At 53.8% G+C, this 20,699-nt stretch carries 21 protein-coding genes; 16 read left to right on the top strand and 5 right to left on the bottom strand.

Going from position 1 to position 20,699, the window contains the following annotated elements:
- Positions 1 to 100: 100 nt before the first annotated feature.
- The 9 genes from RBQ93_RS06295 (at position 101) to RBQ93_RS06255 (ending at position 7,296) form a co-directional block, all read left to right on the top strand.
- On the top strand, positions 101 to 733 hold the full coding sequence (locus RBQ93_RS06295) for a rhodanese-like domain-containing protein (RefSeq protein ID WP_320371225.1): 633 nt from the start codon (positions 101 to 103) through the stop codon (positions 731 to 733).
- Positions 734 to 1,071: 338 nt separating this feature from the next.
- Positions 1,072 to 1,389 (top strand): hypothetical protein, encoded by a 318-nt coding sequence (locus RBQ93_RS06290; protein ID WP_320371224.1) that lies wholly within the window; start codon positions 1,072 to 1,074, stop codon positions 1,387 to 1,389.
- 63 nt (positions 1,390 to 1,452) lie between these two features.
- On the top strand, positions 1,453 to 1,605 hold the full coding sequence (locus tag RBQ93_RS06285; protein WP_320371222.1) for a hypothetical protein: 153 nt from the start codon (positions 1,453 to 1,455) through the stop codon (positions 1,603 to 1,605).
- Positions 1,606 to 1,639: 34 nt separating this feature from the next.
- On the top strand, positions 1,640 to 1,786 hold the full coding sequence (locus tag RBQ93_RS06280) for a hypothetical protein (protein WP_320371221.1): 147 nt from the start codon (positions 1,640 to 1,642) through the stop codon (positions 1,784 to 1,786).
- Positions 1,787 to 1,897: 111 nt separating this feature from the next.
- Complete coding sequence (locus RBQ93_RS06275; protein WP_320371220.1) at positions 1,898 to 2,641, top strand: hypothetical protein; 744 nt, start codon at positions 1,898 to 1,900, stop codon at positions 2,639 to 2,641.
- Positions 2,642 to 2,644: 3 nt separating this feature from the next.
- Positions 2,645 to 4,495, top strand: coding sequence for a cytochrome c3 family protein (locus tag RBQ93_RS06270; RefSeq protein ID WP_320371219.1), 1,851 nt, complete (start codon positions 2,645 to 2,647; stop codon positions 4,493 to 4,495).
- A 68-nt stretch (positions 4,496 to 4,563) separates the two neighbouring features.
- Complete coding sequence (locus tag RBQ93_RS06265; protein WP_320371218.1) at positions 4,564 to 4,791, top strand: hypothetical protein; 228 nt, start codon at positions 4,564 to 4,566, stop codon at positions 4,789 to 4,791.
- Between the two features lie 35 nt (positions 4,792 to 4,826).
- On the top strand, positions 4,827 to 6,503 hold the full coding sequence (locus RBQ93_RS06260; protein ID WP_320371217.1) for a sigma 54-interacting transcriptional regulator: 1,677 nt from the start codon (positions 4,827 to 4,829) through the stop codon (positions 6,501 to 6,503).
- Positions 6,504 to 6,522: 19 nt separating this feature from the next.
- On the top strand, positions 6,523 to 7,296 hold the full coding sequence (locus tag RBQ93_RS06255) for a tetratricopeptide repeat protein (RefSeq protein ID WP_320371215.1): 774 nt from the start codon (positions 6,523 to 6,525) through the stop codon (positions 7,294 to 7,296).
- On the opposite strand, the gene RBQ93_RS06250 is transcribed toward RBQ93_RS06255, so the two are convergent.
- Both RBQ93_RS06250 and ppk1 read right to left on the bottom strand, forming a co-directional pair.
- Positions 7,289 to 7,570, bottom strand: coding sequence for a hypothetical protein (locus RBQ93_RS06250; protein ID WP_320371214.1), 282 nt, complete (start codon positions 7,568 to 7,570; stop codon positions 7,289 to 7,291). The two genes, RBQ93_RS06255 and RBQ93_RS06250, sit on opposite strands and share 8 nt — an antisense overlap.
- Positions 7,571 to 7,923: 353 nt before the next feature.
- On the bottom strand, positions 7,924 to 10,197 hold the full coding sequence (ppk1, locus tag RBQ93_RS06245; RefSeq protein ID WP_320371213.1) for a polyphosphate kinase 1: 2,274 nt from the start codon (positions 10,195 to 10,197) through the stop codon (positions 7,924 to 7,926).
- 155 nt (positions 10,198 to 10,352) lie between these two features.
- Between ppk1 and RBQ93_RS06240 the strand changes: the two genes are divergently transcribed.
- Together RBQ93_RS06240 and RBQ93_RS06235 are read left to right on the top strand one after the other, a co-directional pair.
- Entirely contained in the window at positions 10,353 to 12,359 is a 2,007-nt protein-coding gene (locus RBQ93_RS06240; protein ID WP_320371212.1) for an ATP-dependent helicase, read from the top strand.
- 80 nt (positions 12,360 to 12,439) lie between these two features.
- On the top strand, positions 12,440 to 13,759 hold the full coding sequence (locus RBQ93_RS06235; protein WP_320371210.1) for an HDOD domain-containing protein: 1,320 nt from the start codon (positions 12,440 to 12,442) through the stop codon (positions 13,757 to 13,759).
- Positions 13,760 to 13,792: 33 nt separating this feature from the next.
- Here RBQ93_RS06235 and RBQ93_RS06230 read toward each other — a convergent pair whose 3' ends face one another.
- Entirely contained in the window at positions 13,793 to 14,713 is a 921-nt protein-coding gene (locus tag RBQ93_RS06230; RefSeq protein WP_320371209.1) for an HDOD domain-containing protein, read from the bottom strand.
- A gap of 190 nt (positions 14,714 to 14,903) precedes the next feature.
- On the opposite strand from RBQ93_RS06230, the gene rsmD reads away from it, so the two are divergent.
- From rsmD to RBQ93_RS06205, 5 genes are all read left to right on the top strand, one after another.
- The gene (rsmD, locus tag RBQ93_RS06225) at positions 14,904 to 15,470 is read left to right on the top strand and encodes a 16S rRNA (guanine(966)-N(2))-methyltransferase RsmD (protein WP_320371208.1); all 567 of its coding nucleotides are present in this window, start codon (positions 14,904 to 14,906) and stop codon (positions 15,468 to 15,470) included.
- Positions 15,460 to 15,957, top strand: coding sequence for a pantetheine-phosphate adenylyltransferase (gene coaD / locus RBQ93_RS06220; protein ID WP_320371206.1), 498 nt, complete (start codon positions 15,460 to 15,462; stop codon positions 15,955 to 15,957). The genes rsmD and coaD overlap by 11 nt, the downstream gene beginning before the upstream one ends.
- A 51-nt stretch (positions 15,958 to 16,008) precedes the next feature.
- Positions 16,009 to 17,208 (top strand): pyridoxal phosphate-dependent aminotransferase, encoded by a 1,200-nt coding sequence (locus RBQ93_RS06215; RefSeq protein ID WP_320371205.1) that lies wholly within the window; start codon positions 16,009 to 16,011, stop codon positions 17,206 to 17,208.
- A gap of 62 nt (positions 17,209 to 17,270) precedes the next feature.
- Complete coding sequence (locus RBQ93_RS06210) at positions 17,271 to 17,465, top strand: DUF1858 domain-containing protein (RefSeq protein ID WP_320371203.1); 195 nt, start codon at positions 17,271 to 17,273, stop codon at positions 17,463 to 17,465.
- A gap of 11 nt (positions 17,466 to 17,476) precedes the next feature.
- Complete coding sequence (locus RBQ93_RS06205; RefSeq protein ID WP_320371202.1) at positions 17,477 to 18,622, top strand: PilZ-like domain-containing protein; 1,146 nt, start codon at positions 17,477 to 17,479, stop codon at positions 18,620 to 18,622.
- A 21-nt stretch (positions 18,623 to 18,643) separates the two neighbouring features.
- Here the strand turns inward: RBQ93_RS06205 and RBQ93_RS06200 are convergent, their stop codons facing one another.
- Together RBQ93_RS06200 and RBQ93_RS06195 are read right to left on the bottom strand one after the other, a co-directional pair.
- A complete protein-coding gene (locus tag RBQ93_RS06200) occupies positions 18,644 to 19,054 on the bottom strand; it encodes a hypothetical protein (protein ID WP_320371201.1) in 411 nt (136 codons plus the stop codon).
- Positions 19,055 to 19,192: 138 nt separating this feature from the next.
- Positions 19,193 to 20,638, bottom strand: coding sequence for a tetrathionate reductase family octaheme c-type cytochrome (locus RBQ93_RS06195; protein ID WP_413818363.1), 1,446 nt, complete (start codon positions 20,636 to 20,638; stop codon positions 19,193 to 19,195).
- Positions 20,639 to 20,699 lie beyond the last annotated feature (61 nt).

Genomic DNA, 20,699 nt, shown 5'->3' with positions numbered 1-20,699 from the left:
TCTGGCAGCCAAAAATGGCTACACCAACGTCAAGGTATATTCCGGTGGTGACCCCGCCTGGGCCAATGCAGATCATCCCTTCCATTCTTCTCCCAAGTTTGTGAAGGACGAGAATATCCTGCTGCTGGACCTGCGCGCTGCTGACAAGTTCGCTGCCGGGCACATCCCCCGTGCCCTGAACCTGCCTGCTGCAAAACTTGATCAGTACAAGGAGCAAAACTGGCCTTCCTTCAAGGGCGCTACAATCGTCTTTTACAGTGACAATCAGGCCGATATCGACAAGGCCCGTGAGTTGATGTACGACTACAACCTGTCAAAAGCCACTGTTTTCCCCGGCGGCTTTGAACGGTGGAAAAAGCTCGGCTATCAGGTAGAAACCGGCGCCAAGCCAGCCCCTGAAAAACTGACCTTTGTACGCGTGTTGAAGCCGCATGACGTCAGCATTACAGACTTCAAGAAAATGCTGGATGACCCCACCGTTGTTATTCTCGATGTACGGACTGACGCAGAACGGGCCACCGGCAGCTTCAAGGGCTCACTGCATATCCCCTTTGAGCAGGCTGCAACACGTTACAAAGAAATTCCTACGGATAAGACCGTAGTGCTTCACTGCGCCACCGGCATCCGCTCCAGCGCCGCTTATGAAACCCTGAAGGCAAAGGGGCTAAAAAACCTCAAGGTGCTAAACGCTAACGTCAAATTCAAAGACGGTGCCTACACCATTACCGAATAAGCGCAGCTATCAGTTACATCTAAAAGCAGTAGTTCGGGGCGGAGTAATCCGCCCCGTTTTTTGTGCCTGATCACCTGTTGCATCAACTGCAACACGTTGCACAAGCGTTGCGCCAGAAAATATCTCTTTGATTACAGCAAGATAAACAAAGCATATCAGGAACACGTTGCAAACGCAACATAGCCACCCAAATCTCCTGCCTACACACCCCTCTACTTGTAAAAATCATAACATATCAATATCATTGCGATATATTTTTTTAAAAGAAAAATAATCGCAGTTGGCACGTAATGTGGAATAGAAGAAAGCAAACGAAACAAACAAACCGAGAGGAAGCCATGACCACTGGAAAGATAGCGATACCCTACTACGGGAACCTGACCCACCCCACCAGTGGCTTTGAACGGATCTTTTTCATTATCGATCATGACGCACAGCGCCCCGTCCAACAGCAAGCAGTCAGCCTGGGGATTTGGGATGCAAAGCAGACACCCTTTCTGACCTCGTGGTTGCATGACATCGGTGTGGAGCAGGTGGTCTGCAGCAAAAAACCAGATGAAAAAACCCTCGTAACCATGATCAGCGCCGGCATCAGGGTTTTCAGCGAGGGAAGCGAAGCAGCAAAGAGGCTATTAAAACAACTTAACGTCATCTAGTGATCAACAGACAACAAAGCAAGCAGGTACAACTAACTACGCATCAACGAAAGGAGTAGGACCATGAAAGCAAAAAGCAATTTCTCGACCCTGGTAGCAGAAACCACCGCACGCGGTAGCTTGGCAGTATTTGCCGGCATCACCATCTTCCTGGCAGGTTTTGTAACCTGGTCAGCAGCCAGTGCAGTCGGTGCATTAGTCAGCCTCTTTAACTAACCATCAACGATAAAATCATGAAAGGAGCTTCACAATGAAGGCAAAAGTAAATTATTCTGATCTTGATGACCGTAAGTACATCGGTAAGGTTCTGGCAGTCGCAGGGGTGTTCGCCGCAGGTGCAGGTTTGGCAGTAGCTTGGCCCGCCCTTTCTCACATAGCAATCAAACTGGTGAGCTAACCAGATTTAAAGCTGCATCAAAAAGACAGGAAGGAACCCCTTCCTGTCTTTTTGTGCCTTGTCGACAACTACACCAGATTTTCGGACTACACCACCAAACCGGACGATATCATGAGCGTTTCAGCCACAACTGCACTTCATTGCCCCTTTTGCGGCAAAGGGAAAACCTACCGTCTTGAGGATGGTCGGATGAAGTGCGCCCAATGCGCCCATAAATTTACACCGATCCCCAGACATTCACATCTTCCCGAAGGGACCATCCGTGTTATCGCTCAGCGTTTTTGGGAAATGACACCCACTACAGCGGTGTCGGCTGAATTACAGCTGAATATCAAAACCGTCCAGCGCTACTTCCTGCGAGCACGTGAAGGGATGGCTCGCTGTTGCGAACATTCAGCAATTGCTCACTTTGGTAGCGATCGACTCCCCCTCAGCTGTTTTGAAAGTGGCCCGTCACGGGCAGAATGTGGTGTACAGGCACAACCGGTGTGCGCCGTAGCAGTTTCTGCCGATACACTATCGTTACTGTTTTGCGATGACAGAAACGATACGTCCTGCTTGCATACCACTGATGATGTTGCAGGATGGCTTTATGGACGCAATCAGGAAAGCATCGAACGGCACCTGTTGGACCAGATGCATCTTGTGTTGCATACTGATCATGCATCAGAACTCCCGCGCCAATTCTGGCAGTTTGCCAAGAAAGGTCTGGCACGCTACCAGGGAGGATTTCGCCACAACTTTCCTCTTTTTTTGCGGGAGATGGAATTCCGTTTCAAGGTGCGCCAGCGTCCGGACGCTGCAAACCTTTGCTCTCAATTGTTGATCTATCACACTATCCATCAGGAGAACTAAACCATGCGACATCTTGCTACCCCTATTTTGGTTCTGTTCGTGATCCTTGGTTTACTGGCTGCTCCGGCGTTCGTTTCTGCCGAAACCAGCAGTATGGCCTATGATCCCGAAAACTGCCTGGGCTGTCACGGTTCAAAGATCAGACTTGAACAATTCGGCGCCTCGCCGCACGGCAAAAACGGCTGTACCAGTTGCCACCTGCAGAGTGCCGACCTGAAACGCCACATGACGGGTGCCGTTAAACTCGACAAGGTTAACTGCTCCCGCTGCCATGGCAATGAGGCCAAGGAATTTGCTAAGAGCGTCCATGCCGAACAGGGCCTGACCTGCACTTCCTGTCACAGTGATATTCACAACATGACCGCAAAAAAAGGAGACAAAAAGGCGGTTATGGCCTCCTGTCTCAAGTGCCATCCCAACACCAAAAACTTTGAAGGGTCGGTGCATGGCAAGGCAGTACTGAAAGGAAGCAAGGACGCACCGGACTGTTCAAACTGCCACGGATTACACAGCGTCAAAAAAGTTCAGCCGGCCACTACGGTTGAAGGTCGGATGTTCCACGTTGATGCCTGCATCAAATGTCACGATGACAAAGAGATGATGGAGCGTAACCACGTTAATCACACCTCAGTGGAAACCTACCTGGAGAGCTACCACGGCAAGGGCTATCGCCTGGGCATGCTGGAGAAGGCGGCTGGTTGTTCCGACTGCCACACCGCCCACAACGTGCTGCCCAAAGAGGATGCCGCCTCATCGGTACACCCCGACAACCTGTACAAGTCTTGCCAGACCTGCCATGCCAAGGCTACTCCGCTGTTTGCCAAGTACTATTCTCACGGCAGCCATTCCGACCGCGAGAACTATCCGCTGCTCTATTGGACCTTTCTTGCCATGAGCGGACTGTTGGTAGGCACGTTTGCCGTGTTCTGGATCCATACCCTGCTCTGGCTGTTCCGCGGTTTCGTTGAAAACCGTGAAAAACAGCGTCTGCTTGCAGAAGGCCATGTGCATCACGTAACAGAACCGCACAAGCAATATCTGCGCTTCACCAAGCGCCATATCTTCCTGCACTTCACCGTGATCGTCAGCTTCCTGGGACTGGCCCTGACCGGTCTGCCGCTCAAGTTCGCCGATCAGAGCTGGGCCAAGACGCTGATGTCCTTCTACGGTGGTATTGAGTATGCCGGCCTGATCCACCGTGGCTGCGCCGTGTTGACCTTCTACTACTTCCTGGGCGCTCTCTGGATGAGCATTGACTTCCTGTTCCTGCGCAAGGATATCAAGGGCAACTTCCTGCAACGGATGTTCGGCCCCGACTCCTTGATGCCTAACTTCCGCGACGTAAAAGATGTTATCGGCATGGTTAAGTGGTTCCTGTTCAAGGGCCCCAAGCCCACCTTTGAACGCTGGACCTATTGGGAAAAATTCGACTTCATCGCCGTCTTCTGGGGTATGTTTGCCATCGGCGGCTCCGGCCTGATCCTCTGGTTCCCTGAATTCTTCGGCATGTTCCTGCCGGGCTGGATGATGAACATCGCGACCATTGTCCACTCTGACGAGGCGCTGCTGGCTACCGGCTTCATCTTTACGGTGCACTTCTTCAACACCCACGGGCGCCCTGAAAAGTTCCCGATGGATTTCGTGATCTTTAACGGTCAGATGTCCAAGGAAGAGTTCATCGAGGAGCGCGGCGATCAGTGGAAACGCTACGAAGAACAGGGTATCACTGAAAACTTCGTCTGCGAAAAGCCAAGCGGCGTGGTGTATGACTTCCTCTTCAAGACCTTCGGATTCCTGGCTGTCTTTACCGGCCTGGCACTGGTGGTGGGCATGCTGTTTGCCTTCTTGAAGTAAACCTTTAAGGCCAGGGGACGCAGCATCGGCTGCGTCCCCTGTTTACATCCTGCAGGAAGGAATGAATTATGAAGGCATCACAAACAGTTCCCATACTTGCTCTGGTGCTGTATATTTGCGGCGGCATCAGCACGTTTAGCGGCATTGGCCTGCTGGCCTTTGGCGCCAATGATCGGACGGTGACCGGTTTTAGCTTGCTGGTCGGCGGTGTCCTGCTTTCCATGACCGGCGTCATGCTGATGCGCATCTCGCGCAACCACACCGAACGCCAACTACGTTGTTCCGTTAAGTCCTGATAGTAAGCTCCCGACCTATCCCGGGTGGAGAGGCAATGACCAAGCAAAAAAACTGCGAACACCTCGAATATGCCAGCCATGTCATGGACTCAGTCGCAGACGGCGTTTTTACCGTCGACCGAGACATGAAGATCATGGCCTATAACCGGGCTGCAGAACTGATAACCGGCATACCGCGTGAAAAAGCTGTTGGCAGGCCATGCCATGAGGTTTTCCGCACTGCCGTCTGCTTCAGCAGGTGTCCGGTACGGGAGGCAATCGAAAAAGGCAAGCCGGTACTCAACCGTGAGGTAACCATACAAAATTGCCAGGATGAACCGGTGCCGGTATCAGTAAGCGCCTCTATACTGTATGACGGTGAAGGCAATCCGATCGGCGGCGTCGAGACCATCCGCAGCCTGCGGAGAATCTACGCCATTATGGACTCGGTTCCTGACGGCCTGTTCACCGTTGATGAGGGGATGCTGATTACCCACTTTAACCGGGCCTGTGAAGAGATAACCGGTGTCAGTCATGATGAGGCCATCGGCCGCCCCTGCTACGAAATCTTTAAGACCGAGGTGTGCACCGGCGCCTGTCCAATGGTCGAGGCGATAGCAACCGGACAATCGATTCAACGAGAAGTGGATATAACTGATCGTTCCGGCCGTAAAAAACTGATCTCGGTCAGCTGTTCAACCCTGTATGACTGCGCTGGCAAGGTAATGGGCGGCATTGAAACCGTGCGTGACCTGACCCCAATCAGCAGCATGCGGGAAGAACTGCGTGACAAATATACCTTCCGTAGCCTGGTAAGCCGCAATCCAGTCATGCGCCGACTGTTTGATGTGATGGAAGATATAGCTGCCAGCGATGCCACCGTCTTTCTGCATGGCGAATCAGGCACCGGCAAGGAGTTGTTTGCCAGGGCCATTCATGAGCTGTCCCCCCGTCGCAACGGCCCGCTGGTGATCGTCAACTGTGGTGCTCTGCCGGAAACACTGCTTGAGTCAGAGATTTTTGGCGTACGCAAAGGCGCCTTTACCGGGGCTACAGAAAACCGTCCTGGCCGCTTAGAGCTCTGTCAGGGGGGCACTTTTTTCCTTGATGAGGTCGGCGATCTTCCATTGCCGCTACAGGTCAAACTGCTGCGTGTGCTCGAAAATCATGAGTTCCAGCCATTGGGCGCACGCGCTCCGATCAAGGCGGACGTACGTTTTATCACCGCCACGCACCGCAACCTGGAAGAGATGGTTGCCAACGGGACCTTCCGTCAGGATCTCTACTTCAGAATCAATATTGTTACCCTCAACATACCGCCATTACGAGAACGCCTCGAGGATATCCCCCTGTTGGTGGATATGGCCTTGCAACGTTTTAACCTGTCCTATAACAAAAAAGTTCGTAATGTTGCCCCTGATGTCTTAAAGCTTTTACTACACCACAGTTTCCCGGGTAATGTGCGTGAGCTCTTGAACCTGCTTGAACAATCTGTCATTTTGTGCAAAGGAAATGAAATCCAGTTGGAGCACCTGCCACGCAGTTTTATTGAAAACACTGTTGGTGCAACGACAGCTGAACCACGCCGAAGCGGCCGCCTCCCAACAGCTGAAGAGATCAGCAAGGTCTTGGCAGCCCATAACGGCAATCGCGCAGACGCTGCGCGAGAACTCGGCGTGGAACGTACTACCCTGTGGCGATGGATGAAACGTTACGGATTATCAGACAACTAACTTGGGGAGCTCTCACAACGTGGAACGGTCAGCGCTGCAACAATTAGCCGCCCAGATTGATGATCTGTTTGACTTAGGACGAATAGATGAGGGGCAACAGGCTCTGACCACTGCGCTCGAAAAATCGCAGGGCACTCCTGCTTATGAGCGCTATTTTCAAGCCGAAGCGGCCTGGTATCTGAACCGCAGCACCAAAGAGCAGGGACGTCTACTCCACGAGGCAGCGGAGCTTGCCCCTGACGATGTTTTCCTGCTGCGCGGTGTCGGGATCTGGCAACTGATGAGCAATAAAACCTGGAGCGCAGTCCGAACCTTTGACAAGGTCCTGACGCTTGATCCTCACGATGCAGACACGTTGCGTTGCATGGGAATCGCCCATTCGCGGTTGGACAGGGATCGAAAAGCCATCACATTCTTTGAATCCGCTCTGGCTGTCAATCCCCATGATGCCGATGCCCTGCGTCAGGTGGGGGTTTCGTATTCCAAGTTGGGAGATGACCAGGAGGCGCTGGGGTGGTTCAAACGGGCCTTGCTGATTAACGACCAGGACTATGATGCCATGCGCCAGCTTGGCATCTCACTGGCCATGTTGAATGACCTGGACGGAGCAATGGAATGGTTGCGACTTGCCCAAGCCGTTAATCCTCAAGATTATGAAACACGCCTTAACACGGCGTTAGTATTAAAAAAACAGCGTGGCGAAGAAACCTGGCTGGAACGGATTTCGATACGGCTTGGCCGGTGGTTCAACAGAATATGGGGAAAATTGCTCGATCTGGCTGGGCTCAGGTAGGCACTTCGCCCCCCTTCCACAACACCTCATGCAGATCAGAAGTATCTTTCTTTGTATCCCGACCAGCACCATGCTTGGTATCCAGGCGACGCATGGCTATCTGTAAGGCCTCACGCACAGCAGCCCGAGCATCTTGTTCATTACCAGTCTGAAAGAGCTCATCCGCCCGTTGCACAAGTGATTCGCTGCCACTTATGGTAACGGTTTCCAGTAGACTGCTACCTGACAACGGAACAACGCCTACCAAACCACCGTAGTTATGTTTTGCTTTCATGGCTTCCTCCTGCCCTGCTTACAGACTCAATCCATTCTGCTATGCAAATTCAATAGCAAATTACGGGCCAACCCCCAAAAAACCCATAATTACAAGACCTTGCCACAAATGACACAAAAACCAAGTTGTTGCAGTCGCAACGCAACTGACTAATAAAATAAAATAACCAATAATATCAGTAAATTAATAAAGCAACACGCCATGCAACCTGAACGTTGCACTGCAACAAGATATGAACGGTCATGCACTGGTAACCAGCAGCACAAAAGGTATGTAGAGAAAGGCACGTGGGCGGCGGGAGTTTTTTTACACTCGTGCAGCAACACAAAACATCAGGTTACTGCCCAGTTGATCTAACGACCAAGCTTGACACGAGCCATCCGTTTTTTTAGACGACGGGCTTCTTTGGCGGCCTTCTCCGCTGCATCAATCAAAAACTGATGCAGGATGACCTGCTCACTACCTGTCTTGGTTCGGCGCTGTTGATAACTGCCGTCTGGTTGCATGTCCCAGGCAGAACGGCGGTCGACATCGTGGGCATCCAGGATTGAGCGCAACTGCTGTTGAAGCTCAGCCTGTTCAACCGGCACCAGTATCTCTACCCGGGATTCAAGATTGCGTTTCATGGCATCGGCCGACCCGATGAAATACTCTTCAGCTCCGCCGTTACGGAAGTAGTAAATCCGGCTGTGTTCCAGGAAACGCCCTACTATGCTGACCACCCGACCGGTTTCAGACAAGCCGGGAATACCAGGCCGGAAGCGGCAGGAATCTCGCACATACAGGTCAACCTTCACTCCTGCCTGCGTTGCCCGATACAGTGACGCCACAACATCAGCATCTTCAAGGGCATTCATCTTGAACTGCAGATGACCGCCACCTTTTTCACGGTGTTGTACTATTTCGCGCTCAATCTTTTCCTGCAGCGCACGCTTGAGATGTTTGGGGGCCGGAAGCAGCTTGTGATAGGTACGACGGGGCGTAAAACCGGTCGTCAGATAGTTGAACAGTTCCGTCACGTCGCGACCAATGACATCATCACTGGTAAACAAACCCAGATCACTATAAATACGGGCAGTATCCCCATGGTAATTACCGGTGCCAATATGCACATAGCGCCGGATGCCCGAATAGTCACGACGCACCACCAGCGTTACCTTGCAATGAGTCTTCAAGCCCACCACGCCATAGGTGACGTGAATGCCGGCCTCCTCCATCCGTTCAGCCAAAAGAAGATTGGCGGCCTCGTCAAAACGGGCCTTCAGCTCCACTGCCACTGCCACCTGCTTGCCATTTTCAGCAGCTCGCACCAGGGCATCCACCAGTCGGCTCTCTCGAGAGGTGCGGTAAAGCGTCATCTTGATGGCACAAACCTTTGGGTCGTCGGCAGCTTCGTTCAGAAAACGTTCCACCGAAGATGAAAACGACTCATAGGGGTGGTGTACCAGCACCGAACCGGCGTCCCTGATCAGATGGAAGATATTTCGATTGGTCGAAAACAGCGGTGGGTCAACCGGATGATGGGGCGAATCGTGCAGCTTGGCGATGTTAAGCCGGGCCAGCTCAAACAGGTCACGCATGGCCAGCATGCCCGGCACCTCAAAGACGTCACTTTCTTCGTCCAACTCAAGCTGGGCCGCCAGATGGCCTCTATGCAGCGGGTCAACACCGGTAGCCACCTCAAGTCGAACAATCGGAGCAAACCTGCGCTCCTGGAGTTCAGATTCAATCATCGAGACCAGGTCATCAGCAGTTTCTTCATCCTTTTCGGTGTTGGCATTACGGGTCACCCTGAAAAATTCGCAACCCACCACCCTCATGCCAGGAAACAGCATCCCCAGATTGGCAGCCATCACCTCTTCCAACCGAATAAACCGTTCTCCCTTGCCAATCCGCATAAAACGCGGCACACCTGGTCCCAAGGGCACCTTGACCCGGGCCAGCGAAACCTCCTTCTCCCTCAGATAACGAACGGTTACCAGGAGATTGAGCGAAAGATTGGAGATAAAGGGGAACGGGTGAGCCGGATCAATGGCCTGGGGCGTCAGCAGGGGATAAATATCGCGGGCATAGTGTTCTTTCAACTGCTTCTGCTCTTTGACGGACAGGCCTTTCCAGGTGACGATCTCGATACCTTTCTCATCGAGTAGTTTCATAACCTGGCGATACAATAGCTCACGTTTGGCATCCAACTCGCGAATCACCCGGTGACACTCAACCAGCTGTTGTCGTGGCGTACGGCCGTCAGGCGTCAACTCCTGCACATCGGCAGCCAATTGCTGCTTCAGACCACCGATCCGCTTCATAAAGAATTCATCCAGATTGGCACTGACAATGGCAAGAAACTTTACCCGCTCCAACAGCGGTGTCCGTGGATCAGCAGCCTCGTGCAATACCCGTTGATTGAAGGATAACCAGGTCAGTTCACGGTTCAGATACCATTGACTGTCACCCAGATCGATCGGTGACGAAGGAGGGGCCTGCGCCTTGATCGTTGTCTTGCTGGCTGGTGGTGTTGGCTTCTCAGATTTAACAGCCGCAGTGGTTTGATTCGAAGCAGCAGCGACAGATGCCTCGGATGCCACGGTACGCTTATGCACGGCTTGTTGTTCAGCAGGATGGTTCATATTCTTTTTACCCTTTAACATGCTCTTTGCAGCGGACACAGGCGCCTCCTGAGGTATAGCATGTGACCATTGTACCCTGCTGTTACGATCTTGCAACAAACCGGTTCGGTCACGGATTGCACTGGTCACCGCTTTTATGGTACACCCTACCCCCCATGGCTCGTCTCAACCCACAACAATACGAAGCGGTTCATCACACCGAAGGCCCCCTGCTGGTACTGGCAGGCGCCGGTTCCGGCAAGACCCAGGTCATTACCAGCCGTATCGTACACCTGCTCAAAAGAAAGGGTATCCCAGCTGAAGAGATCCTCGCGGTTACCTTTACCAACAAGGCTGCCAAAGAGATGCAACAGCGGGTAACGGCTGCGGCCGGTAAATCGGCACAGGGCATGGTCATCAGCACCTTTCACTCGCTGGGTGTGCGTATCTTACGGCGCGATATTCGACGCTTGGGCTACAAGCCGACCTTTTCGATCTACACCGAAAGCGATCAGTCCGGTGTGTTACGCCAAGCCATGCGGGATCTGAACCTGGACCCCAAGCAATATAACCCGGATAGTATTCGCTGGCGCATCTCGCTGGCCAAAAACGGACTGATTGGCCCCGACAGCTACCCCGCAAGCGGCACGGACCAACTGGATGCGGCCACAGCACTGGTCTACCCACGTTATCAACGACTGCTGAAGGCGTTCAACGCCATCGATTTTGACGACATCATCATGCTGGCGGTACAGATGCTGGAGACGCTGCCGGAGGTCAGGGATTACTGGCAGCAGCGTTTTCGCTACCTGATGGTGGATGAATATCAGGACACCAACGCCTGCCAGTTTCGCCTGATCGCCCTGCTGGCCGAGCGTCATGGCAATCTGTGTGTGGTGGGCGACGATGACCAGTCGATCTACGGCTGGCGCGGGGCAGAGGTACAAAACATCCTCTCCTTTGAACACCAGCGCAGCGGCTGCCGAGTGATCAAGCTGGAACAGAATTACCGTTCCACCGGCACTATCCTGTCTGCAGCCAACGCAGTCATCCGCAATAACCCGACCCGCTGCGACAAGGCCCTCTGGACCGACAGCGGTGATGGTGAACCGATAGCCCAGATCGTGGCCGAGGATGAGGAAAGCGAAGCCCGCCAAGTGGTGGAACAACTGCAACTGGCCCAGTATCAGCAACGCCGACCATGGCGGGACTTTGCCATCCTCTACCGCAGCAATGCACAGAGCCGAACCTTTGAAGAGGCGCTGAGAATGGAGGGGATTCCGTACATTCTGGTGGGCGGCCAGAAGTTCTTCGAGCGCAAAGAGGTCAAGGATACCCTGGCCTACCTGGCGGTGCTGGCCAACCCCCGCGATGAAGCGGCCCTGGTACGGATCATCAACTTCCCACGGCGTGGCATTGGCGATACCACCATGCTACGCCTGAATCAGTGGTCACTGGAACAGAGCACCACCCTGTTTGATGCCTTGGGGCGGGTTCACGAAATAGACGGCATCATCGAGGCAGCCCGGAAAGCGGTCAACGCCTTCCATAGTCTGCTACGCACAGAACTTGCCAACTTCAAACCGGTCAATATGGCAGCACAGGCAGCAGCACTGTTCAAACGGATCGGTATCAACGAAGAGCTGCACCGCACGCTGGGTGATCACAACCAAGCTCGCAAGCGAATAGAAAACATTGAGCAATTGGTGAACGCCCTGGCAGCCTTTGAGGAGCGCACACCCGGTGCCGGGCTGACCGATTTCCTGGAGCGGATTGCACTTACCGAAGACAACCGCCGTGAAACCGGCGAAGAGCATCAACCGCAGGACGCGGTGACCTTAATGTCGTTGCATGCCAGCAAAGGACTGGAGTTTCCTCACGTGTACCTGGTTGGCCTGGAGGAAGGGCTGCTGCCCCACCATCGCTCCGCAGAAGAAGACCCGGAAGTGGCTGAGGAACGGCGGCTTTGTTACGTGGGCATTACACGGGCTCGGGAACACCTCACCCTTTCCCGCTGTCTCACCCGTCGCAAGTACGGCACCAAGGAAGAACGTTGTCCGAGCCGCTTTCTTGCAGAACTGCCACCACACCTGATTGCCGACAACACAGCAGCTGCGTTAACGACTGAGCCGGCTGATCTGGGTATGGATTTTTTTGCGCGCATGCTGGCCGAAGAAAGTTGACATGCTGACTTGCAAAACTGAAAAGCGTCGCTATACTCCTGCCTACCAATAACACGACCTTAAAACGACGAGTTGCAGCCATGCTGATGAGCTTTCTTGAACAGAATGACGACAAGCTCTCCCGCTCCATCGAGGGCAGCTTAAGTCTGATGACGCTTTCAGACCTGCTGCAATGGATCGAGGTGTCGCGCCGTTCAGGTACGCTGATGGTTGCCAACGAAGAGATCACCAAACGGTTCTTCTTTCAGGACGGACGTCTGATATTCCTCTGGTCGGAAAAAGAGGATGAACAACTCTGTGAGGCCCTGCACCAAACCACCGGCCTGCCTCTGGAGGTGATCCACGAGACACTGCGCTCAGCCGAACAACTCGGTATTTCCTGTGTCGGCTACCTCTCCAGCGAGCAGGGCATCCCTCTGGAACGCTTGATCAGCCTGATCAATACCCTCTCTGAGCGGGCCATGGCCGATGTCATCACTTGGAAGGCCGGGCGCTTCCGTTTTAGCGATCACCTGCCACTCACCGTATTATCAAGCCCGGTCACCCTGCCAACCACCAAAGTGCTGATGGAATCGGCGGTATTGATCGACGAAACCAACCTGGCCGGCAAGGCCAGCACCGATTCAGTGCTGGATGAGATGTTTGACCTGATACGCAAGGGCGCCATCAACCTTCCGCCCTTGCCTACAGAGATGCAACAGCTGATGAGCCGGATCAACAATCCCAATCTGATGGTTGACGAGATCATCGACTGCGTCGACGACCCGATCCTGGTTTCAAAGGTGTTGCGTGTCTGCAATTCCAGTTTTTATGGTCGCCGCAGCAATATCAGCACCCTGCGCGAGGCCGTGGTCTATATGGGCCTCAAATCCCTGCTCAGTATCGTGACCGTACACGCCTTGAGCGGTTTTTCACCCCGCAATGCCCAGCAGGTTCAGGCTCTGCTGCGGCACAGCATGGCCACGGGCATGATTGCCAAACAACTGGCCAGGGACATGGGCTGCAACCATGACCAGGCATTTGTCTGCGGATTGCTGCATGATCTGGGCTGGATTGTGATGCTGGAACTGTTGGCGGAATACGACCTGCCTGCAGAAAAACGGGATCAGATGATCATGGACCATCACAGTGTGGTGGGAGGGTTGGTGGCTAAAAAATGGAACCTGAGTGAAGACATTCAAGAAGTAATCAGGCATCACCACAACCCGCTAAACGCGGTACACTACCCCAAACTGGTTGAGGTGGTCCATATATCGGACCTGCTGACCAAGACCGACACACCAGCACCTGAGACGGCACACTCACCACTTTACGGTGCCATGGGCGACGTTACGGCCCCCTTTGCCGACCGGCTTGAAGAGCTGGACCAAGAGATTGACGCCATTTTGTCCCCTATGTAGGAAATGACAACAGCAAGGATACAGCGCACTATTCTACGTGTAGATGGCCTGCACAGCTGCTTTAATATGATCGACCATTTGGGTCAATGCCTTACGGAAGGCATCCATATCCGTCACCCCCAACTGGGCAAGCTGTTTTTCAAGTTCAGGCAGATGCGCTCCGTAAACCCCCGCCCCGACACCTGGCACCTCAACATCCATGGAGCATTTCAGGCGGACATCACTGCAAATCTGGTCTGCCAGATGAACCACCTGTATCAAGGGAGTCTTCAGTTCCATCTGATCTGCATGGTGATGCATGATCACCTGTGTAAGCAGCTCGGGAAAATGCCACTGTGCAGCCAATAGGGCCCCGATCTCACAATGGGTCGTGCCAAAAATCTCACGTTCGGCATCATGCAGATCAAGCTCACGCTCTACGGAACGTTGAACGGCCTCCCTGAACTGATCCTGCCGATAATGCATCAGAATCACCTCGCCGACATCGTGCAAAATCCCTGAAACGTAGGCCATTTCAGGTTTTACCACACCACTTAGCTCAGCCAGATTACGGGCAACCAGCGCCACACCAAAGGAGTGCTCCCAACAACTCTGTGGACGGATACCGGCCAAGGTACGGCTGTCGGTAAGCTCAAGAAAGCAGGAGGTGAGAATAATCTCAAACACCTTTTGCGGCCCCAGATAAATCAGGGCCTGTTTGACTGATTCCACTTCATGCAGCAGCTTGTACAACGGCGAATTGATGATCCGTATCACCCGTGCCGCAATCACCTGATCGGCAAGTATGATATCCGCCACTTCCGACAGATCGGGATCTGGCCCGTTCAACAACTGAATCGCACGGGTTGCTGCGGCTGGAATGGTCGGCAGTGTTTGAAACGAAGCGATAATTGATTCGGCAACGGCTACTGGATTTTGGGAAGTGGTTGGCATAAAGCTCTCCGTCAGATTCATTACAGAACAGCACTACATTGGTTTTCTATAACATACCTGAGCTCATATGTGAAACCGACAAATCAGGCAGCCCTGCACAGGCTGATTTGGACCATCAAACGCCGTCTTTGTTGTCACTTGACAGCCAGCAGCCCCTCCGGTAGGGTTGCCCCTGTTCAGTCTGATTACCGTAAATATTTGGAGGAAACCGTTGCGGGTAATTGCCGGGACTGCAGGGGGCTTAAAGCTGACCACGCCTGCAGGCATAACCACCCGGCCAACCACCGACCGGGTCAAAGAAGCGCTCTTCAGCATCCTGGATAGCGCCGATGCTGTTTGCGGCGTACAGGTGCTCGATCTGTTTGCCGGTAGCGGCGCCCTGGGTATCGAGGCCCTCTCCCGCGGCGCTGACCACGTCACACTGGTAGACAAATCCCGGCCGGCACTTGAGGCGTTACGCAAAAATCTGCTACACACCAAGTTGGCAAACCGGGCAACGATCATCGGACTTGATGCATGGCATGCGCTTGACCAACTGATTCGCCAACAGGCCCACTTTGACCTAATCCTGATCGACCCACCTTACAATCAGGGGTTGCAGGTGAAGGCACTGGAGCGCCTTACGCCGCTGTTAACGCCAACCGGGTTGGCGGTTGCAGAGGCCGCAACCCGTGAAAACCTGCCGGAACGGGTCGGAAGCTGCCGGCTTACTGATCGTCGGGTCTACGGTGATACCGCCCTTGCATTTTACGTCTTGGAGGGGAACGATGCCCCATAGCCGCATTGCCATCTATCCAGGCTCCTTCGACCCGGTCACCTACGGTCACCTGGACATCATCCAGCGCAGTCTACGCATCTTTGACCGGGTAATCGTGGCAGTTGCCCGCAACTCCCAGAAAAACGCCCTATTCAGCATTGACGAGCGCGTTGAACTGATCCGCACCGTCTTGAAGGATGAAGAACGGGTCTCCGTTGACACCTTCACCGGGCTTCTGATAGATTATGTGGCCGCACAAAAGGCCCATGTGGTTATACGTGGTCTACGTGCCATCTCGGATTTTGAGTATGAATTCCAGATCGCCCAGATGAACAGCACCATTGGCCATGAAGTAGAGACCCTGTTCATGATGACCTCAGTTCAGTACGGCTACCTCTCCTCTTCCATCGTTCGGGAGGTTTGCTCGCTGGGTGCCAATGTCGACAGCTTTGTGCCGCCAGAGGTTAAGGCTGCCATGGTAACGAAATACAAGCTGAACAAACGGTAACGTACCTACATCAGTTTTTGTTGTGACTACCTGAAACGAAGGAGAACTTCCATGAAACTCGCAGATCGCGTCAACAAGATTCAACCCTCTCCTACCCTGGCCATCGACGCCAAGGCTAAAGCGCTTAAGGCACAAGGGGTGGATGTGGTCGGCTTCGGTGCCGGCGAGCCCGATTTTGATACCCCTGCCAACATTCGTGAGGCTGGCAAAAAGGCGATTGATGCCGGTTTTACCCGCTACATGCCGGTGGGCGGCGCTGACGACCTGAAGGACGCCATCATCGCCAAGATGAAGCGTGATCATGGCCTGGAGTACACCCGCGACGAGATCTCGGTGGCCTGTGGCGCCAAGCACACCCTGTACAACATCTCACAGGCCCTGATCCAGGAAGGAGATGAAGTCATCATCCCTGGTCCTTACTGGGTTTCCTACCCCGACCAGGTGGTTCTGGCTGGCGGCACTCCGGTCTTTATCATGACCGATGAGTCCACCGGCTTCAAGATCACTCCGGACCAGCTGGACAAGACAATCACCCCCAAGACCAAGTACCTGATCCTCAACTCGCCCTGCAACCCGACCGGCTCAACCTACAGCAAGGAAGAGCTGGCCGCACTGGGCCAGGTGCTGCTCAAGCACGACCACGTTCTGGTGGTGGCTGACGACATCTACGAGCGTCTGATTTACGATGGTCTGAAATTTTACAACATCGCCCAAGTGGTACCGGAACTGAAAAGCCGCACCATCGTGGTGAACGGTGTTTCCAAGACCTACGCCATGACCGGCTGGCGGATCGGCTATGCCTGTGGCCCTAAAGAGCTGATGGCTGCCATGACCAAGATGCAGTCTCAATCGACCTCCAATGCCACCTCCATCGCACAGAAGGCCTCTGTTGAAGCGATGAACGGTTCACAGGACGCTGTTGCCGCCATGTGCGTTGAATTCGAAAAGCGTCGCACTTATATTGTCGATCGTCTGAACGCCATGCCGGGGGTCTCCTGCTTCAAGTCCAACGGCGCCTTCTACGTCTTTCCCAATTTTTCCGGTTGTTATGGCAAGACCACCCCGGCCGGCAAGAAGATTGAAAACTCCACCGACTTTGCCGCCTACCTGCTGGAAGACGCCAAGGTTGCGCTGGTGCCTGGCATTGCCTTCGGCGATGACCGTTATGCGCGGCTCTCCTACGCCATCAGCATGGAAAACATAACAAAGGGAATGGATCGTATCGAAGAAGCGATCAAGAACCTCAAGTAACTATCAGGGGGACGCTCCGGCGTCCCCCTTTTTTACGTCTGCCTGTATCGAAAGGTCTGCTCATGATCACCAAAGAGATGATTATCGGCGACATCATCCGGCAGTACCCCGCCACCGTCGATGTCTTTGCCCGCTATAAACTGGAATGCTTCGAATGCCAGATCGCCGATCTGGAAACCCTGGAGCATGGCGCCAAGTTCCACAAACTCTCCATTGAACAACTGCTGCAGGAGTTGAATGCAGCGGCAAAGGTCTAACCCTCCCAGCCATGGGTGCCTACGACCACTACACCGAACACTTTTCAATAGGGATGAAGGTCAATGTGGGCATTCCGGTCCCTGGCGGATCGGTGTTCCACGATTGGGCCATCATCAATGACATCGATGAAGACCTGCTGGAGTTGCAGCTGTCACGTGACGTGCTACCTGATGGTGTGCTGCTTTCAATGGGAATTATCCTTGATATCCGTGGCGGCAAGGACAACAACGGCTACTCCTGCCGTGCCATCATCGTAACAGAAGGAAGGCAACGCGAACTCCTGCTACGCCTGATCGGCGAGATTGTCTCTGACGAACTGCGCGAGTTTTACCGCATTGATGCCTTCCTGCCGATCAAATACTTTATTTCGACGCACACCAGCGAGCGCCGGCTCCGTGAGGACTGGATCGCCAAGCGCGAGGCACGAGCAGCAGCAGAGCTTGAGCGCAAACAGCACGAAAAAAAGCCCTGGCAGCGCTTGATGCTGCCCCAGCACGAGGAGCAGTTCCCCCAGGAAGAGCTGGAGCCGTCGACAGCGGCCCTTGATGAAACTGATCTTGAAACCGAGGAAGAAGTTGAAGATACGACGGCTGATAACAGCTGGGACGATGTAATCCCCTTGGCTGCCAACATCAGCGGTGGTGGTCTGCGAATCCTGCTTCATCACCAGTTCAGGGTTGATGATCTGATGGTACTCGAGATTTACGTCCCTACCGAACCGCAACCCCGCATTATTGACGCAGTGGGACGTGTGGTGCTGTGTACCCAAAACTATGCTGCCAGCAAACAGCTGCAACGTGAAAGTTTCAATACCAGCATAGAATTTCTGTTCATTGATGAACGCGACCGAGACTGTATCGTCAAACATATCTCAAACGTACAGTTAAAACGTATTCGGCAATTGCGGGAACAGTACCTGGGGCGGAACATCAAGAGCGACAAACGCGAACTGAGCAATGCGGAGCTACTGCAGGCAAAAATCTTTCGCGCCCTGCTGACGCTGGTTGTGATCATCCTGTTGAGCAGTATTGTCGTCTACTTCAAAAAACATGCTGAAAACAAGCCCAAAGGTGAAATTGAGCTGATCTTTGAAAAGGGGTTTTTCGAATACCTTAAAAAAACCGGACGCCAACCACCCACGCCAGCAGAACCCTGACACAAATCACCATTTAGCATCTTAGCGCCATCCCAGCACCTGGTATCCTTTTTCAAACAGACACTGTTCCACGAAACGCATCACTAACGGGTCGGGCTCACTGACGTCGAACAGACCGCTCACCAAGGCGACGGTTCCGCCGGTTGCCGCACCAATCAGGCTTCCCTGACCAACAGAACCACTGATTGCCCCGGCAACTGCACCAGCTGCGCCACCAACAACTGCTGTCTTACCGGTACGCAGCGCCAGTTCAGTAGCCAGGTTGCCTCGAGCCCCTGCCTCCTCAGCACGCCGAAAGCAGTCCTCAATATCCTGTTGCGCCACCTCGTCCCCCACCGATGTCAAATACTGGTTCGGATAGAGTACCGGCTGTTTGGTGCCGCATCCCAGTACAAGCGTCAGCAATAGACCACCAATAAAAAATCGTAGCATGACAGCCCCCGTTCTAGATTCTATGTCGGCCTGTTTCCTTTTGCATTCTAAACCAGTTACACAGCTTGTCCAGATAAAGAAAAACGCCGTCCGGCAGACAGGCCGGACGGCGTTTAATACTACGTCAGCAACTGACTACTACTTCTTGCCAGCCTTGATCACCCGGCCACCCACTTGCATCGGGTCGCCCTTATAGCCGAGGGCCTTCCAGTCCATCCGCTTGGCGCCCATGTGGCACTCGCCACACTGCAGGGCTTGCTCCTTGGGAGCAACTTCGTGCCCAGCGCTCAGATAGGATTCGGTCTTGACAAACTGGTACTTGCCACTATAGGGCAGGCCTTCCGAGCTCTTGGCGCCATTCACCAGAGCCTTCTCCCAGTCAAAGTTCACCCACAGCTCCTTGTACTGCTGGAAGGTACTCAGGTACTTGAACTTGCTGTCCATCGGCTGGTCACCGGTGTAGTACTTGTAGGGATAGATCTTGGCGGACTTATCCTTGATACTGCCCACCGGCTTGTACATCGTTACCGGCTTGGAGGGGTCCTTGATCTTGTCGCCCACCATGTAGCGCTCGATCTGACCATTGTACCAGGCGTAGGTCGGTACGTAGTTCATGTTATAGGTAAAGGTCCCCTTGTGCTTGGCAAAGGTCTCTTTGTCGAACTGCTCTTCGGCTTCGATCTTTTTGCCTACATCGGACCACTTCCAGGAAGTCTTGGTGGCCTGGCCACGGGAGATGGTGGGGATATGGCAGGTCTGGCAGGCCACGGAAGCGGTGTGCTTCTCGATGATGGCCTTGTTCTTGGACTTCTGGTGCGGCGCCTTGGCACCACTGTGGCAATCGGTGCAGTTCACATGGCCTTCATGGTGAGCCATCTGGCTGGAAGCGCCAGCGATCTGGTGATCCTTGGTCTTGTGGCAGGCCTGGCAGGAAAGACCTGCGCCGCCCTTGGCCTTGCTGGCCATATGCACATCCTGATCCTTGGTTGCATACTCAAGGGTGGAATCCAGGCCAGGCACCTTAACGGCATCGCCGCCGCCACCAAAGAAGTGACAGTAACCGCAGTTCTTGAGGGTCGGGGCGCCCACGCTCTGGGCAGCCTCTTCCAGGTTCATGGAACCCTTCTCCATGGCCTTCTTGTCGACGTCAGCGCCAACAGCGGAGCGGGCATAGTTGCCCTTCTGGGCGTGGCAGACCAGACAGTCAACCCGGGTCTTGTCAGTCAGGTCGAACTTGGTGCGGGTCCAGCCGTAGCCGGCGTGGCACTTGTGACAGGATTCACGCACCATACCATCGGGGCCGTTGAAGACGGTGGTGCAGAAGTTGTTGATCATATTGGTCTTGCCATACTTCTTGGTGCTCTTCTCCATACCTTTGACATGGTTGGGAGTACCAGACCAGGTCCAGTGGGAGGTCTTCATTACATCTTCAGCCTGCTTCTCGTGACACTCCAAGCACTGCTTGGTTACATCCTGTCCCTTGGTGAACGGACCTTTGACAAAATCCTTGTGGTCAGGCCCGGCAAATGCCTGGAACGCCACCAGGACCAGGGCGGCAGTCAGCACTGCCATCACAGCCTTCATCCCTTTCATACGCTTCCCCTTTCTCGTGCAGCAGATAAATAAGCCCGGCAGGGTTGTCGGG

It is taken from the genome of Trichlorobacter sp., from assembly GCF_034008105.1.
Taxonomy (GTDB): domain Bacteria; phylum Desulfobacterota; class Desulfuromonadia; order Geobacterales; family Pseudopelobacteraceae; genus Trichlorobacter.
The sequence above is the reverse complement of the archived record's forward strand: the minus strand, read 5'-3'. Positions and strand labels throughout refer to the sequence as shown.